The 15,809-nt window shown below is 65.7% G+C and carries 10 protein-coding genes; 3 read left to right on the plus strand and 7 right to left on the minus strand.

Going from position 1 to position 15,809, the window contains the following annotated elements; translation table 11 throughout:
- The first annotated feature begins 7 nt into the window (after nt 1-7).
- Genes AB3G45_RS09885 through AB3G45_RS09895 form a run of 3 tightly spaced genes read left to right on the plus strand, consistent with a single transcriptional unit; the run spans nt 8 to nt 3,898 of the window.
- Complete coding sequence (locus AB3G45_RS09885; protein ID WP_367830383.1) at nt 8-367, plus strand: sarcosine oxidase subunit delta; 360 nt, start codon at nt 8-10, stop codon at nt 365-367.
- Nucleotides 364-3,357, plus strand: coding sequence for a sarcosine oxidase subunit alpha (locus AB3G45_RS09890; RefSeq protein ID WP_367830384.1), 2,994 nt, complete (start codon nt 364-366; stop codon nt 3,355-3,357). Before AB3G45_RS09885 ends, AB3G45_RS09890 begins: the two co-directional genes overlap by 4 nt.
- On the plus strand, nt 3,350-3,898 hold the full coding sequence (locus AB3G45_RS09895) for a sarcosine oxidase subunit gamma (protein WP_367830385.1): 549 nt from the start codon (nt 3,350-3,352) through the stop codon (nt 3,896-3,898). The genes AB3G45_RS09890 and AB3G45_RS09895 overlap by 8 nt, the downstream gene beginning before the upstream one ends.
- Nucleotides 3,899-4,062: 164 nt before the next feature.
- On the opposite strand, the gene AB3G45_RS09900 is transcribed toward AB3G45_RS09895, so the two are convergent.
- The 7 genes from AB3G45_RS09900 to AB3G45_RS09930 all read right to left on the minus strand — a co-directional run bounded on the left by AB3G45_RS09900 (nt 4,063) and on the right by AB3G45_RS09930 (nt 15,673).
- Nucleotides 4,063-4,551, minus strand: coding sequence for a MaoC family dehydratase (locus AB3G45_RS09900; protein ID WP_367830386.1), 489 nt, complete (start codon nt 4,549-4,551; stop codon nt 4,063-4,065).
- Between the two features lie 105 nt (nt 4,552-4,656).
- Entirely contained in the window at nt 4,657-6,624 is a 1,968-nt protein-coding gene (gene glgX / locus AB3G45_RS09905) for a glycogen debranching protein GlgX (protein WP_367830387.1), read from the minus strand.
- Between the two features lie 7 nt (nt 6,625-6,631).
- On the minus strand, nt 6,632-8,263 hold the full coding sequence (locus AB3G45_RS09910) for an alpha-D-glucose phosphate-specific phosphoglucomutase (protein ID WP_367830388.1): 1,632 nt from the start codon (nt 8,261-8,263) through the stop codon (nt 6,632-6,634).
- 4 nt (nt 8,264-8,267) lie between these two features.
- Complete coding sequence (glgA, locus tag AB3G45_RS09915; protein WP_367830389.1) at nt 8,268-9,707, minus strand: glycogen synthase GlgA; 1,440 nt, start codon at nt 9,705-9,707, stop codon at nt 8,268-8,270.
- A gap of 8 nt (nt 9,708-9,715) precedes the next feature.
- The gene (glgC, locus tag AB3G45_RS09920; protein ID WP_367830390.1) at nt 9,716-10,978 is read right to left on the minus strand and encodes a glucose-1-phosphate adenylyltransferase; all 1,263 of its coding nucleotides are present in this window, start codon (nt 10,976-10,978) and stop codon (nt 9,716-9,718) included.
- Nucleotides 10,979-11,000: 22 nt separating this feature from the next.
- Nucleotides 11,001-13,214 carry a 1,4-alpha-glucan branching protein GlgB gene (gene glgB, locus AB3G45_RS09925; RefSeq protein WP_367830391.1) on the minus strand — a complete coding sequence of 738 codons (2,214 nt, stop codon included), beginning with the start codon at nt 13,212-13,214 and terminating at the stop codon, nt 11,001-11,003.
- The gene (locus AB3G45_RS09930; protein ID WP_367830392.1) at nt 13,214-15,673 is read right to left on the minus strand and encodes a glycogen/starch/alpha-glucan phosphorylase; all 2,460 of its coding nucleotides are present in this window, start codon (nt 15,671-15,673) and stop codon (nt 13,214-13,216) included. The genes glgB and AB3G45_RS09930 overlap by 1 nt, the downstream gene beginning before the upstream one ends.
- Nucleotides 15,674-15,809: the final 136 nt, after the last annotated feature.

A 15,809-nucleotide genomic window follows, 5' to 3' on the forward strand; every position in this document is an offset into this window, starting at 1 on the left:
GGATACAATGCTGCTGATCTACTGCCCCTACTGCGAGGAAGAGCGCTCGGAGCTCGAATTCCGCCATGGCGGCGACGCGCACATCGCCCGGCCCGCCAACATCGCCGACATCACGGACGAGGAGTTCCAGGAATACTTCTTCCTGCGCGACAATCCGAAGGGCCTGATCTTCGAACGCTGGCGCCATATCCATGGCTGCGGCCGCTTTTTCAACGCGGCGCGCGACACGGTGAGCGACAAGTTCGTCATGAGCTACAAGGCCGGCGAGCCGAAGCCGAACCTTTCGGGCGAGCCGACAGCCACCGAAAAGCGCCTCACTGAAAAAGTGGGCGAAACCTATGAAGCCACGGAGGGAACCGCGAAATGAGCGGCGCCAATCGCATTGCCGGTCAGGGCCGCCTGACCCCCGCCAGGACGGCGCGTTTCACCTTCGACGGAAAGACCTTCGACGCGCTGGAGGGGGATACGGTCGCCTCCGCGCTGCTCGCCAACGGCGTACACCTGGTCGGCCGCTCGTTCAAGTATCATCGCCCCCGCGGCATCCTCTCGGCCGGCCCGGAAGAGCCGAATGCGCTCATCGACGTCTCCCGCGATGCCGCCCGCCGCCAGCCGAACGTGCGCGCGCCGGTGCAGGAAGTCTTCGACGGCATGAAGGTGGAATCGCAGAACCGCTGGCCTTCGCTCTCCTTCGACATCGGCAGCGTGAACAACCTCCTGTCGCCCTTCTTCGCCGCGGGCTTCTACTACAAGACCTTCATGTGGCCGAAGGCGGCATGGGAAAAGGTCTATGAGCCCTTCATCCGCAAGGCCGCCGGCCTCGGCGTCGCGCCGACGGAGGAGGACCCCGATCACTATGCCAGCCGCTACGCCTATTGCGACGTGCTTGTCGCCGGCGGTGGCATCGCGGGTCTTTCGGCGGCGCTCGCCGCCGCGGAAGCCGGCGCGCGGGTCATCCTGTGCGACGAGCAGCCGGAAGTCGGCGGCGCGCTGCATTACGATACGTCGGTGAAGATCGACGGAAAGAATGGCTACGACTGGGCGCAGGCGGCGGCCGCGAAGCTGAAGGCGATGGAGAACGTCACCGTCCTCACCCGCACCACGGCCTTCGGCTACTACAACCACAATTTCGTCGCCCTCGTCGAACGTGTCACCGATCACCTGGCGCGTCCGGACAAGACGCTACCGCGCGAGCGGATGTGGCAGGTGCGCGCCAAGCGCGTCATCCTCGCCACCGGCTCGATCGAGCGCCACATGGTCTTCGCCAACAACGACCGGCCGGGCATCATGCTGGCGTCGGCGGCGCGCACCTATCTCAACCATTTCGGCGTCGCCGTCGGCCGCAAGGTCGGCGTCTACACCGCGAGCGATTCGGCCTATGAGGCCGCCTTCGACCTCAAGCGTGCCGGCGTCACCATCGCGGCGATCGTCGACAACCGCGACAAGCCCGGCGAGGCGGTTCTGGCGGAAGCCCGCAAGCTCGGCATCGAGGTGCTGACGGGCCATTCGGTCGTCGACACCAAGGGCAAGCTGCGCGTCTCCTCCATGTCGGTGGCCCGCAATGGCGGCGGTTCGGCCCGGGCTATTCCCGTCGATGCGCTTTTGATGTCCGCCGGCTGGACACCCTCCGTCCACCTCTTCTCGCAATCGCGCGGCAAGGTGGCCTATGACGCCGCTTCCGGCCGGTTCCTGCCGGGCACCTATGCGCAGGACTGCCTCTCCGTCGGTTCGTGCAACGGCACGGACGGCCTTCAGGCGACCATCGAGGAGGCGCTTGCCGCCGGGGAACTGATGGCCCGGGCCACCGGCAACGAGGGCGGCGGCAAGGTCGAGCTTTCCGGCGAAAATGCCTTCGAATGGTCCGGCGGCATGGCCGGCGCCGGCGAAGGCGCCGGGGTCGATACGACCGTCAAGGCCTTCGTCGACTTCCAGAACGACGTCTGCGCCAAGGATATCCGCCTCGCCGTGCGCGAGGGCATGCATTCGATCGAGCACATCAAGCGCTTCACCACCAACGGCATGGCGACGGACCAGGGCAAGCTCTCCAATATCCACGGCCTCGCCATCGCCTCGGAAGTGCTGAACCGCGAGATCCCGAAGATCGGCCTCACGACCTTCCGCGCGCCCTATACGCCGGTGACCTTCGGCGCGCTGATCAGCCATTCGCGCGGCGAACTCTTCGATCCGGCGCGCAAGACGCCGATGCATGCCTGGGAGGAAGCGCAGGGCGCTGTCTTCGAGGATGTCGGCAACTGGAAGCGTGCCTGGTACTATCCGCGCTCCGGCGAGACCATGCACGATGCGATCAATCGCGAGTGCCGCACGGTGCGCAATGCCGCCGGCCTCTTCGACGCCTCGACGCTCGGCAAGATCGAGGTCGTCGGCCCGGACGCCGCCGAATTCCTCAATCTGATGTACACCAATGCCTGGGACACGCTGAAGCCCGGCCGTTGCCGCTACGGCATCATGCTGCGCGAGGACGGTTTCGTCTATGACGACGGCGTGGTCGGCCGCCTTGCGGAAGACCGCTTCCACGTCACCACGACGACGGGCGGCGCGCCGCGCGTCATGCATCACATGGAGGACTATCTCCAGACGGAATTCCCGCATCTGAAGGTCTGGCTGACGTCGACGACCGAACAGTGGGCGGTCATCGCCGTGCAGGGCCCGAAGGCGCGCGAAATCCTGGAACCGCTCGTCGAAGGCATCGACATCTCGAACGAGGCCTTCCCGCATATGAGCGTGCGCGAGGGCAAGATCTGCGGCGTGCCGACCCGGCTCTTCCGCATGTCCTTCACGGGTGAGGCGGGCTACGAAGTCAACGTGCCGGCCGATTACGGCGAGGCCGTCTGGGAGGCCATCTGGGCGCGCGCCGAACCGCTCGGCGCCTGCGCCTACGGCACGGAGACCATGCACGTCCTGCGCGCCGAAAAGGGCTACATCATCGTCGGCCAGGATACGGACGGCACGGTAACCCCGCACGATGCGAGCCTCAGCTGGGCCGTCTCCAAGAAGAAGACGGATTTCGTCGGCATCCGCGGCCTGAAGCGGCCGGATCTCGTCAAGGAGGGCCGCAAGCAGCTTGTCGGCCTTCTGACGAAGGATCCGAACATGGTTCTGGAGGAGGGCGCGCAGGTCGTCGCCGATCCGAACGAGCCGAAGCCGATGACCATGCTCGGCCATGTGACCTCGTCCTACTGGTCGGAGAATTGCGGCCGGTCGATCGCCATGGCGCTCGTGGCCGGCGGCCAGGCGCGCATGGGCCAGACGCTCTACGTGCCGATGCCCGACCGCACCATCGCGGTCGAGGTCAGCGACATGGTCTTCATCGACAAGGAAGGAGGACGCCTCAATGGCTGATCACGCTCTTCGCAAGGCGCCGCTCGCCGGCCGCCATGGCGGCTCCGCCGGCGCGCGCGTCACGCCTGCCGCCCCCGCAACCCGCCTGTCGCTGCGTGCCGGCGAAGACGCCATCGGCACGCTCTCGCTGGCCTTCGGCCTCGAACTGCCGCGGCGGCCGAAGTCCTCCGCCTCCGTCAGCGGCCGCCACGCGCTCTGGCTCGGGCCGGACGAATGGCTGCTGATCGACGAGAACGGCGCGGACCTGATGGGCATTGCGTCCGGCGTTTCCGCGCTGCATTCGGCGACGGATGTCTCCCACCGCAACACGGCGGTGCTTGTGTCCGGCCCGAACGCGGCCGGCGCGATCGCCAGCGCCTGCCCGCTCGATCTCGGCAACGCGATCTTCCCCGTCGGCGCTGCGGCGCGCACCGTGCTCGGCAAGATCGAGATCGTGCTCTTCCGATCGGGTGAAGAGGATTATCGCGTGGAGTGCTGGCGCTCGTTCGCGCCCTATGCCTTCGGTCTGCTTGCCGAGGGTGCGGAAGACGCCGGGCTCTGACGTCTGAGGTTTGGGGCGTGTCTGCCCCTCACCCTCACCCTTTCCCCGCAAGCGGGGAGAGGGGACCTGCCGAACGACCGGACTTTGGTTGGGAAACCGGTGCGGCATATCCCTTTCGCCCCGCAGCCAAGGAGAAGGTGGCCGGCAGGCCGGATGAGGGGCGCCTAAACGTCCTCCGGCCGATCCTTCGGGTCGAACTGGATGATGGTGATCCAGTCGGCCGTCAGCGCCGGCTTGCGCTCGTCCTCGATCTCGACGGTGACGTCGTAACGGATCGTCACCATGCCGGCGCCGCGGAAGCGCGCTTCGGCGAGCGCGAAGCGGCCGCGCACGCGCGCGCCGCTCTTCACCGGCGTCATGAATCGGACCTTCTCGAAACCGTAATTGATGCCCATCGTCTGTTCGACGATACGCGGCACGCAATCGTAATTCATCGCCGACAGCAGCGAGAGCGTCAGGAAACCATGCGCGATCGTGCCGCCGAATGGCGTTTCCGCCGCGGCGCGCACGGGATCGGTGTGGATGAACTGATGGTCTTCCGTCGCCTCGGCGAAACGGTCGATCATCGTCTGGTCGACCGTAAACCAGCGCGACAGGCCGATTTCCGTGCCGACGAGGGCACTTATGTCCTTCAAGTGGATGGTGTCTGGCATATGGTTTTCCTGCCGCTCGATGCGCGCCGGGATTCGGTGTTCTCGCAGGATCGCGGCGCGTTTGCGCGACATGCTTAGAGAGAGGGTTTGTCCGGACGATGAAGATCAGTGCTTTTCGACAAAAATCTCGACGCTGCGGGCATTGAGGAGACCGCTCGCGGGATGGTTGGCGCAAAGCAGGCTCGTCCAGTCGCGTGCCTCCGGTGGCGGCAGGGCGAGCGCCTGCTCCCCATGCGTCCGGTTGATGGCGATCGCGACGCGGACGATCCGCTGCTGTTGTAGATCAGGTGTCTTGAGGAGGACAAGCAGGCTTCCGGCAAAGAGTGCCTCCCAGTCGCCGACCGTCATCGGCGCGCCGGCCAGCGTTCGCCACTCGATATCGCCGGTGCCGCTCCAGAAGGCGGTGTCGCCGAGCGCGGGAAAGCGCTTGCGGATCGCCGAGAGCATGGCGGTGTGCTCGATCAGGCCGTCGTCCAGCCTGTCCCAGTGCAGCCAGGTGGTGGCATTGTCCTGGCAATAGGCGTTGTTGTTGCCCTCTTGGCTGCGCCCGCCCTCGTCGCCCGCCGTCAGCATGACGGTGCCACGGGAGAGAAAGAGACTGGCAAGCAGCGCTTTCACATCGGCGCGGCGAGCGGACAGCACCGCGCCGTCTTTCGTCTCGCCCTCGGCGCCGTTGTTCCAGGAATGGTTCTCGTTATGGCCGTCGCGGTTGTCCTCGCCGTTCGCCTCGTTGTGCTTCACCGCGTGCGAGACGAGGTCCATCAGCGTGAAGCCGTCATGGGCGGCGAGGAAGTTGACCGAGCGGGTGCGATCTCCGCCATGACGGGAAAAGATGTCGGAGGAGCCGGCAAAGGCGGTGACGAAGGCGCCCAGCCGGTGGCTGTCGCCGCGCCAGAAGGTGCGTGTGTCGTCGCGGTAGCGGTCGTTCCATTCGAGGAAGGACGCCGGGAAATTGCCGAGCTGGTAGCCGCCGGGGCCGATGTCCCAGGGTTCGGCGATCAGCACGCGGTCCTTTAGCAGCGGGTCGGTGCAGATTTCGGAGAGAAGCGCGGCATGGGCGGAAAACCCGTCCGCCTCGCGGCCGAGAATGGTGGCAAGGTCGAAGCGGAACCCGTCGACGCCGGCGTGGCGGACGAAATGGCGCAGGCCGTCGAGCACGAGCTGGCGAACGACCGGGTGCTCGCCGGCGATGGTGTTGCCGCAGCCGGTATCGTTGATCAGCTCGCCGGGACGATCCTGCACATGGCGGTAATAGGTGAGGTTGTCGAGGCCGCGCATGGAAAGCGTCGCACCGTGGCGGTCGCTCTCGCCGGAATGGTTGAAGACGAGGTCGAGGATGACGCCGATGTTTTCCGCGCGCAGCGCCGCGACGGTATCGGCCAGTTCCTTCATGCCGCCGGGCACGAGGCGCGGGTCGAGCGCCATCAGGGCGATCGGGTTGTAGCCCCAGCTGTTGGAAAGGCCGAGCAACGGCAGGTGGCGCTCGTCGATCCAGGCGGTGATCGGCATCAGCTCGACGGCGTCGACGCCGAGGCGCTTGAGATGGGCGAGCACGGCGGGATGCGCCAATGCGCCGACCGTGCCGCGTATTGCCTCCGGTACGTCAGGATGCAGCATGGTGAAGCCGCGCACCGCGATCTCATAGACGAAACCGCCGGGGCGGAAGAGCGGCGGCCTGACGCTGACCGGCCGGTCGCGCGTGACGATGGCCTTGGGCACGATATCCGCCGTCTCGACGCCGAAGCGGGTGAGCCGCCCGTCATGCACGAACCGCCGGTCGAGTTCTTTCGCATAGGGGTCGACGAGCAGTTTCGCCGGATCGAACCAGAGGCCGTGGTCGGGGGAATAGACGCCGTCGGCGCGAAAGCCGTAGCGCGTGCCGGCGGCCGCGCCTTCGACGAAGACGCGGTGAAAACCGTTCTCGTCCCGCCCCATGGCGAGGCGGGCAAGCTCCCTCTCGCCGTCCTTGTCGAACAGGCAGAGCTCGACGCGGGCCGCATCGTGCGAATAGACCGCGAACTCCACCCCGTCCCCGGAAAGCGTGGCGCCCGGCGCGAAGGAGGGGGCGGTCATCGTCATCTCAGGTGATCACGCTCGGCGCGTCGCGGCCGGTGCGGGCCTTGATGCCGGCGATCTCTTCGGCGACGGCGATGAGGTCGGCGAGGGCCTCCTGCGTTTCGATGCCGTGGCGTGCGGCGTCGGGCTCGAAGCGCTCGATATAGACGCGCAGCGTCGCGCCCGACGTGCCGGTGCCGGAAAGGCGGAAGACGACGCGCGAGCCGCCTTCGAAGAGGATGCGGATGCCCTGGTTCTTGGAGACGGACTGGTCGACCGGGTCGTTATAGGCGAAATCGTCGGCCGTTGCGACGGTGAGGGCGCCGAAAGCCTTGCCGGGCAGCGTTGCAAGCTGGTCGCGCAGGCTCGCCATCAGCCCGTTGGCGGCGTCGGTGTCGACCTCCTCGTAGTCGTGGCGGGAATAGTAGTTGCGCCCGTAGGTCGCCCAGTGCTGCCTGACGATGTCGAGAACGCTCTCCTTGCGCACGGCGAGGATGTTGAGCCAGAGCAGCACCGCCCAGAGGCCGTCCTTCTCGCGCACATGGTTGGAGCCGGTGCCGGCGCTTTCCTCTCCGCAGATCGTCGCAAGGCCGGCGTCGAGCAGGTTGCCGAAGAATTTCCAGCCGGTCGGCGTCTCGTAGATGCCGATGCCGAGCTTCTCCGCGACGCGATCGGCCGCGCCCGAGGTCGGCATGGAGCGGGCGATGCCGGCAAGGCCCTTGGCATAGCCGGGTGCGAGATGGGCGTTGGCGGCGAGCAGCGCGAGGCTGTCGGAAGGGGTGACGAAAATGCCCTTGCCGATGATGAGGTTGCGGTCGCCGTCGCCGTCGGAGGCCGCGCCGAAATCCGGCGCGTCGTCGGCCATCATCGTCTCGTAGAGGGCGCGGGCATGCACGAGATTGGGATCCGGATGGTGACCGCCGAAATCGGGCAGCGGCATGAAGTTCAGCACCGAGCCCTTGGTGGCGCCGAGCCGGTTTTCCAGGATCTCCTTGGCATAGGGGCCGGTGACGGCGCTCATTGCGTCGAAGACGATGCGGAAGCCGCCGGACAGCAGGGCGCGGATGGCGGCGAAGTCGAAGAGCTGCTCCATCAGCGCGGCATAGTCGGCGACGGGGTCGATGACGGTGATGGTCATGCCCTCGATCTCGTGCGTGCCTTCGAGATCGAGGTTCACGTCCGCGACCTCGGCGATCTTGTAGCTGTCGATGGATTTGGTGCGGGCGAAGATCGCATCGGTGATCTTTTCGGGTGCCGGGCCGCCATTGCCGATATTGTACTTGATGCCGAAATCCTCGGTCGGGCCGCCGGGATTGTGGCTGGCCGACAGCACGATGCCGCCGAAGGCCTTGTACTTGCGGATGACGTTGGAGGCGGCGGGCGTCGAGAGGATGCCGCCACGACCGACGAGCACGCGGCCGAAGCCGTTGGCCGCCGCCATCTTGATGGCGAGCTGGATGACCTCGCGGTTGTAGTAGCGGCCGTCGCCGCCGATCACCAGCGTCTCGCCGGCAAACCCCTCCAGCGAATCGAAGATCGACTGGATGAAGTTCTCCGCATAGTTCTTCTGCTGGAAGACGGGCACTTTCTTGCGCAGGCCCGACGTGCCGGGCTTCTGGTCGGAATAGGGCGTGGTCGATACGGTCTTGACGGTCATCGGCTTACACTCGCGAAAGAAGGCTGGAGTAGAGTTCGGCATAGCGTGCGGCACTGTTTTCCCACGAAACGTCCGACTTCATGCCCTGGTTCTGGATGCGGGCCCAGATTTTCGGCTCGCGCCAGGCCCTGAAGACGCGGCGCAGCGCCTGGCGCAGGCCCTCGGCGTTGATCGGCGTGAACTGGAAGCCCGTGGCGACGCGGGCGGAAAGGGCGGCCTCGTTGGCATCGATGACGGTATCCGCAAGGCCGCCGGTGCGCGCAACGACGGGGATGCAGCCGTAGCGCAGGCCGTAGAGCTGGGTGAGGCCGCAGGGCTCGAAGCGCGAGGGAATGAGGATCGCGTCGGCGCCGGCCTGCATGAGATGCGACAGCGGCTCATTGTAGCCGATGACGATGCCGATGCGGCCGCGATGGCGGGAGGCGGCGGCGAGCAGCGCGCCCTCCAGGCCCTGGTCGCCGGAACCGAGCACGGCGAGCCTGCCGCCCTCATCGACGATCCAGTCGGCGACCTCGGCGATGAGGTCGATGCCCTTCTGCCAGGTGAGGCGGCTGACGACGCAGAAGACCGGACCGTCGTCCTGTTCGAGGTTGAAGCGCTCGGCGAGCGTCCGCCGGTTGACCGCGCGCTGCTTCAGCGAGCCGGCGGCATAGGGCCGGGCGATCTGGCCGTCGGTCTCGGGGTTCCACACGTCGGTGTCGATGCCGTTGACGATGCCGACGAGGTCGCCGGCGCGGGCATTGATCAGGCCTTCGAGACCCATGCCGTAGTCCGGCGTCGTGATCTCCTGGGCGTAGGTGGGGCTGACAGTGGTGATCGACCAGGCGGTGCGCAGCCCGCCCTTGAGGAAGCCCACGTCGCCGTAATATTCGAGCCCGTCGACGGTGAAGGCCTCCGGCGGCAGGCCGAGGCCGGGGAAGATATCGGCGCCGAACTGGCCCTGGAAGGCGAGGTTGTGCACGGTGAGGATGGTCGGGATGTGCTGCAGGCCGGTGTAGCGCATGTAGACCGCCGTCATCGCCGCCTGCCAGTCATGGGCATGCACGATATCCGGCCGCCAGTCCGCCATGAGGCCGCGGGCGATCTCGGCGCCCGCGAAGGAGAGCGCGGCGAAGCGCTGCCAGTTGTCGACGAAATCCTTGCCCGTGGCATCCGTATAGGGCCCGCCCGGCCGGTCGAAGAAGCCGGGCGCATCGAGCACGAGGATGTCGAGGCCCTCGTGCCGGGTGGCGAGGATGCGCGCGGTCTCGCCGCGAAGGTCGTCGAAGACGGCGACCACCTCGGCGCTTTCCAGCCGCTGCATGACCGCGGGATAGCCGGGCATGAGCGTGCGCATGTGCATTCCATGCCCGGCGAGCGCGATCGGCAATGCGCCGGCGACGTCGGCGAGGCCTCCCGTCTTGACCAGCGGGAATACTTCGGATGCCACCGAAAGGATGTTCATGAGGACGACTAGAGCTCCAGCTTGTCGATCATGGGTTGGGTGATGAGGCAGATGCCGCCTTCCGACCGGCGGAAACGCTTGGCGTCGAGCACCGGATCCTCGCCGACGACGAGGCCTTCCGGGATGACGACGCCCCGGTCGATGACGACGTTCCTGAGGTTCGCGTGCCGGCCGATCATGACGTTGGGCAGCACGACGGCGCCTTCGAGGCGGGAATAGGAATTGGCGCGCACGCCGGTGAAGAGCAGGCTGCGGTGCAGCGTCGAGCCGGAGATGATGCAATCGCCCGAGACGAGCGAGGAGATCGCCGAGCCACGGCGGTTCTCGTCGTCATGCACGAACTTCGCCGGCGGCTTGATCTCGGCGAAGGTCCAGATCGGCCAGGAGCCGTCGTAGATGTCGAGTTCCGGGGTGATGTCGGTGAGGTCGATGTTCGCCTGCCAGTAGGCATCGACCGTGCCGACGTCGCGCCAGTAGGCCTCGCGCTCGAAATCCGAGCGCACGCAGGAGGCGGTGAAGCGATGGGCGACGGCTTTGCCGTGCTCGACGATGTAGGGGATGATGTCCTTGCCGAAGTCGCGGCTCGACGTCGGGTCGGCGGCATCGCGGCGCAGGAGATCCATCAGGAACTTGGTGTGGAAGACGTAGATGCCCATGGAGGCGAGCGCCATGTCGGGATTGCCGGGAATGCCCGGCGGATCGACCGGCTTCTCCACGAAGGCGATGATCTGATCCTTCTCGTCGACATGCATCACGCCGAAGCCGGTCGCCTCCATGCGCGGCACTTCGAGGCAGCCGATAGTGACCTGCGCGCCGGAATCGACGTGCTGCTGGAGCATCAGCTCGTAGTCCATTTTATAGATGTGGTCACCGGCGAGGATGACCATGTATTCGACGCCGTAATCCTCGATGATGTCGATGTTCTGGTAGACGGCGTCAGCGGTGCCTTCGTACCATTGCGTTTCGGACACGCGCTGGCTGGCGGGCAGGATATCGAAGCTCTCGTTGCGCTCGGGGCGGAAGAAGTTCCAGCCGCGCTGCAGGTGGCGGATCAGCGAATGCGCCTTGTACTGGGTGGCGACGCCGATGCGGCGAATGCCGGAGTTCAGCGCATTGGAGAGGGCGAAATCGATGATGCGCGCCTTGCCGCCGAAATAGACGGCGGGCTTGGCGCGCCGGTCGGTCAGTTCCTTGAGGCGGCTGCCGCGGCCCCCCGCCAGAACATAGGCCATCGCGTCACGGGCGAGGGGTTGAATCCGCTTTTGCTCCATAGTGTCCTCCCGACAGTCGAAATTATGCATCCAGCTCGAGCATCAGCGTCGCCAGCGGCGGCAGGGTGATCGTGGCTGTCACTCTTCCATTTGCGTGTTTCTTGGCCTGCACGGCGCCGCCGTTGCCCTTGCCGCTGCCGCCGTAGATCTCGGCGTCGGTGTTGAGGATCTCCCGCCAGCGGCCCTCCACCGGCAGCGGGACCCCGTAGTTCTCGCGATAGACGGGGGTGAAGTTGGTGACGACGGCGATCGGCTTCTCGCCCGGTGCCTTGCGCAGCCAGGCGAAGACAGAGTTCTCCCGGTCGTCGGCAATCAGCCATTCGAAGCCGTCGCCCTCGCAGTCGCGCGCATGCAGCGCCGCCTTGCGGCGGTAGGTGCCGTTGAGATCCCGCACCAGCCGGCGCATGCCCTCGTGCAGCGGGTATTCGAGCAGGTTCCAGTCGAGCGCGCGCGCTTCGCTCCATTCCTGCCACTGCGCGAATTCCTGGCCCATGAAGAGCAGCTTCTTGCCGGGATAGCCCCACATGAAGCCGTAATAGGCCCTGAGGTTCGCGAATTTCTGCCAGTCGTCGCCGGCCATCTTGGCGATCAGCGAGCCCTTGCCGTGCACGACTTCGTCATGGCTGAGCGGCAGCACGAAGTTCTCCGTGAAGGCATAGAGCAGGCCGAAGGTCATGTCGTTGTGGTGGAACTTGCGGTGCACCGGCTCGCGCGACAGGTATTGCAGCGTGTCGTGCATGAAGCCCATGTTCCACTTGAAGCCGAAGCCGAGGCCGCCGTCGTGCACCGGCGCCGAAACCTTCGGCCAGGAGGTCGATTCCTCCGCGATGGTCAGGATGCCGGGATGGGCGGCATAGACATGGGTATTCATCGATTGCAGGAAGCGCACGGCCGCGAGGTTCTCGTTCCCGCCATATTCGTTCGGCACCCACTCGCCGTGCTTGCGCGAATAGTCGAGATAGAGCATCGAGGCGACCGCATCGACGCGCAGGCCGTCGAGGTGGAATTTCTCCGCCCAGTAGAGCGCGTTGTTGATGAGGTAGGACAGCACCTCGGCGCGGCCGAAATTGTAGATCGCCGTGTTCCAGTCCGGATGGAAGCCCTGCCGCGGGTCCTCGTGCTCGTAGAGCGCGGTGCCGTCGAAATGGCCGAGGCCATGCGCATCCGTCGGGAAATGCGCCGGCACCCAGTCGAGGATGACGCCGATGCCCACCTTGTGGCAGCCGTTGACGAAGCGGGCAAAACCTTCCGGCTCGCCGAAGCGGGCGGTCGGCGAATAGAGGCCGGTCGTCTGGTAGCCCCAGGAGGGGTCGAAGGGGAACTCGGTGATCGGCAGGAATTCGATATGGGTGAAGCCCATGTCGACGCAATAGGGGATCAGACGGCTTGCCAATTCGTCCCAGGTGAGGAAGTCGCCATTGTCGTTCTTCTGCCAGGAACCGGCATGCACCTCGTAGATCGAGATCGGCTGGCGGCGGGCGTCGGCCGCGGCCCAATGCGCAAGGTGCGCCTCGTCCTCCCAGGTCTGGTCGATCGGCCCTGTCGTCATGGAGGCGTTGGCGGGGCGCAGTTCCGAGCGGCGGGCGAAGGGGTCGGCCTTCAGCGGCAGGACCTCGCCGTTGATGCCGACGATCTCGTATTTGTAGGCATGGCCGATGGTGATATCGGGCAGGAAGATTTCCCATATGCCGGTGTCGCGGCGCAGCCGCATCGCGTTCAGCCGGCCGTCCCAATTGTTGAAATTGCCGACGATGGAGACCCGCTTTGCATTCGGCGCCCAGACGGCGAAGTGGAACCCCTCGATGCCGTCGAGCGTCATCGGATGCGCGCCGAGCTTGTCGAACAGGCGAAGGTGCGAGCCCTCGCGGATGTAGTAGTCGTCCATCGGGCCGAGCACCGGACCGAAGGAATAGGGGTCGACCACCACCCATTCGCCGCCGTCATTCCTGGCGCGGTAGCGGATCGGCTGGAGCTTCCTGACGGAGACCTCGCCGGCGAAGATACCGGCCGGATCGACCTGCGTCAGCGCGCCGATCTCCTTGCCGGAAAGCGTCTCGGCGGTCACCTCGGTCGCGCCGGGCAGGAAGCAGCGGGCGACATGGCCATCGCCGGCCGCGTGCAGGCCGAGCACGGCGAACGGGTCCCAGTGCCGGCTCTCCAGGATCGCGTCGATGTCCGCCTTCGCCAGAAGCCCTGACGGCCCACCCGTCGTGCCGTTTTTCGGCGTTGCGGTCATCAGGCCCTCCAGATTTCCTTGGCGTATTGGCGGATCGTGCGGTCGGACGAGAACCAGCCCATGCGGGCCGTGTTGCGGATGGTCTTGGAATACCAGGACGGCTTATCGGCCCAGATGGCGTCGACGTCGCGCTGGGCCTTGGCATAGGCGTCGAAATCGGCCGCCACCATGAACCAGTCGTGATTGTAGATGCCGTCGACGAGGCCGGCGAAGCGGTTGCGGTCGTCCGGCGAGAAGACGCCCGACGAGATCGCGGCGAGCGCCTGCGACAGCTCCCTCGACTGCTCGATGATGGCGCGCGGATTGTGGCCGTCGGCCCTGACCTTCGCCACCTCTTCCGCCGTCATGCCGAAGATCACGATGTTCTCCTCGCCCACATGGTCGCGCATCTCGACATTGGCCCCGTCGAGCGTGCCGATCGTCAGCGCCCCGTTCAACGCGAACTTCATGTTGCCGGTTCCCGACGCTTCCATGCCGGCGGTGGAAATCTGTTCCGAGAGGTCGGCGGCCGGCACCATGATCTCGGCGAGCGAGACGTTGTAGTTCGGCACGAAGACGACCTTGAGCAGGCCGCGCACGGCCGGATCGTTGTTGATCACCTTGGCCACGTCGTTGGCGAGCTTGATGATCAGCTTGGCATTGTGATAGCTCGGCGCCGCCTTGCCCGCGAAGAGTTTTACCCGGGGGGCCCAGTCGAGTTCCGGATGCGAGCGGATCTGGTCGTAGAGCGCCACGGCCTCGATGATGTTGAGAAGCTGGCGCTTGTATTCGTGGATGCGCTTGATCTGGATGTCGAACATGGCGGCGGGGTCGATCCTGACGCCCATGCGGCTGCCGACGAGATTGGAAAGCCGGTTCTTGTTCTCGCGCTTGATGGCGGCGAAGCGCTCCTGGAAATCCCGGTTGTCGGCGAAAGGGTCGAGCGCCTTCAGCGCCTCTGCATCGTCGATGAAGGCATCGCCGATCGCTTCCTGGATCAGGTTGAAGAGGCCGGGATTGCACTGCATCAGCCAGCGGCGAGGCGTGATGCCGTTCGTCTTGTTGTTGATGCGGTCCGGATAGAGCTTGTGCAGGTCGGCAAAGACCGTTTCCTTCATCAATTCGGTGTGCAGCGCCGACACGCCGTTGATCGAGTGCGAGCCGACGAAGGCGAGGTTGCCCATGCGCACGCGCCGCTCGCCCGATTCCTCGATCAGCGAGATGTTGCGGATGCGCTGGTCCTCGAAACCCTTGTCCTTGCGTGCCTCGACGAGGATCTTGGCGTTGATCGCATAGACGATCTGCATGTGGCGCGGCAGCAGGCGCTCCAGCAGTGGCACGGGCCAGCTTTCCAGCGCTTCCGGCAGCAGCGTGTGGTTGGTGTAGGAGAAGGTGCGGCGGGCGATGTCCCAGGCCGTGTCGAAATCGATGCCGTGCACGTCGGTGAGCAGGCGCACCAGTTCGGCGACGGAAATGGCCGGGTGCGTATCGTTGAGCTGGATCGCCACGGCATCCGGCAGCGAGGTGAAGTCCGGATATTGCTGCAGGTGGCGGCGCAGGATGTCCTGCAGCGAGGCGGAGCAGAAGAAGAACTCCTGCCTGAGGCGCAGTTCCTGGCCGGCGGACGTGGCGTCGGCCGGGTAGAGCACGCGCGTCAGGCTTTCCGCCCTGTTGCTCTCTTTCAGCGCGCCGATATGGTCGCCCGCGTTGAAGGCGTCGAGCAGGATCGGGTCGATCGGGTTCGCGGCCCACAGGCGCAGGGTGTTGACGCGCTTGGCCCGCCAGCCCACCGCCGGGGTGTCAAAGGCCGTGGCGATGACGCGCTCGGCCGGCTTCCAGACGAAACGCTGCTTGTCCTCGCCGATGTTGATCGTCTCGACGGCACCGCCGAAGCCGATCTCGTAAGAGCTTTCGCGCCGCTCGAATTCCCAAGGGTTGCCGTGGGCAAGCCAGGTCTCCGGCAGCTCCACCTGCCAGCCGTCCGCCATCTGCTGGCGGAACAGGCCGTGCACGTAGCGGATGCCGTAGCCGTAGGCCGGCACGTCGACCGTCGCCATGCTCTCCATGAAACAGGCGGCAAGACGCCCGAGGCCGCCATTGCCCAGGGCGGCATCCGGCTCCAGTTCGGCGATGACGTCGAGATCGACGCCGAGCGAGGCGAGCGCGTGGCGCATCTCGTCCATGATGCCGATATTCGTCATGGCGTCGCGCATCAGGCGGCCGATGAGGAATTCGAGCGAGAGGTAGTAGACCCGCTTTGCGCCGGTGGAATAGGTCCGGCGGGTGGAATCCATCCACTTGTCGGTGATGCGGTCGCGCGCGACGAGGATGGCGGCGGTCAGCCAGTCATGCGGCTTGGCGACCTTGGGGTCCTTGCCGATGCGGTATTTGAGACGCTCCAGGAGTTCGGTCGCCAGCTGTTCGCGATCCGAGGATCGGGGGGCGGGGGCGAGATCGTTGTTGGTAACCCGGTTCATCATGGTGAACTTTGCCCCCTCGCATTCTGTGCGTCGTTCTCGCGAAAGTCGCGTTTAAATCAATTTATGCATCTATCCGAAGCGCTTGCAACATGCTTTTCAAGAAAGGCGGCCTGCATTTTCGACATGCCTGAAACAC

The organism is Shinella sp. S4-D37, from assembly GCF_040812195.1.
Taxonomy (GTDB): domain Bacteria; phylum Pseudomonadota; class Alphaproteobacteria; order Rhizobiales; family Rhizobiaceae; genus Shinella.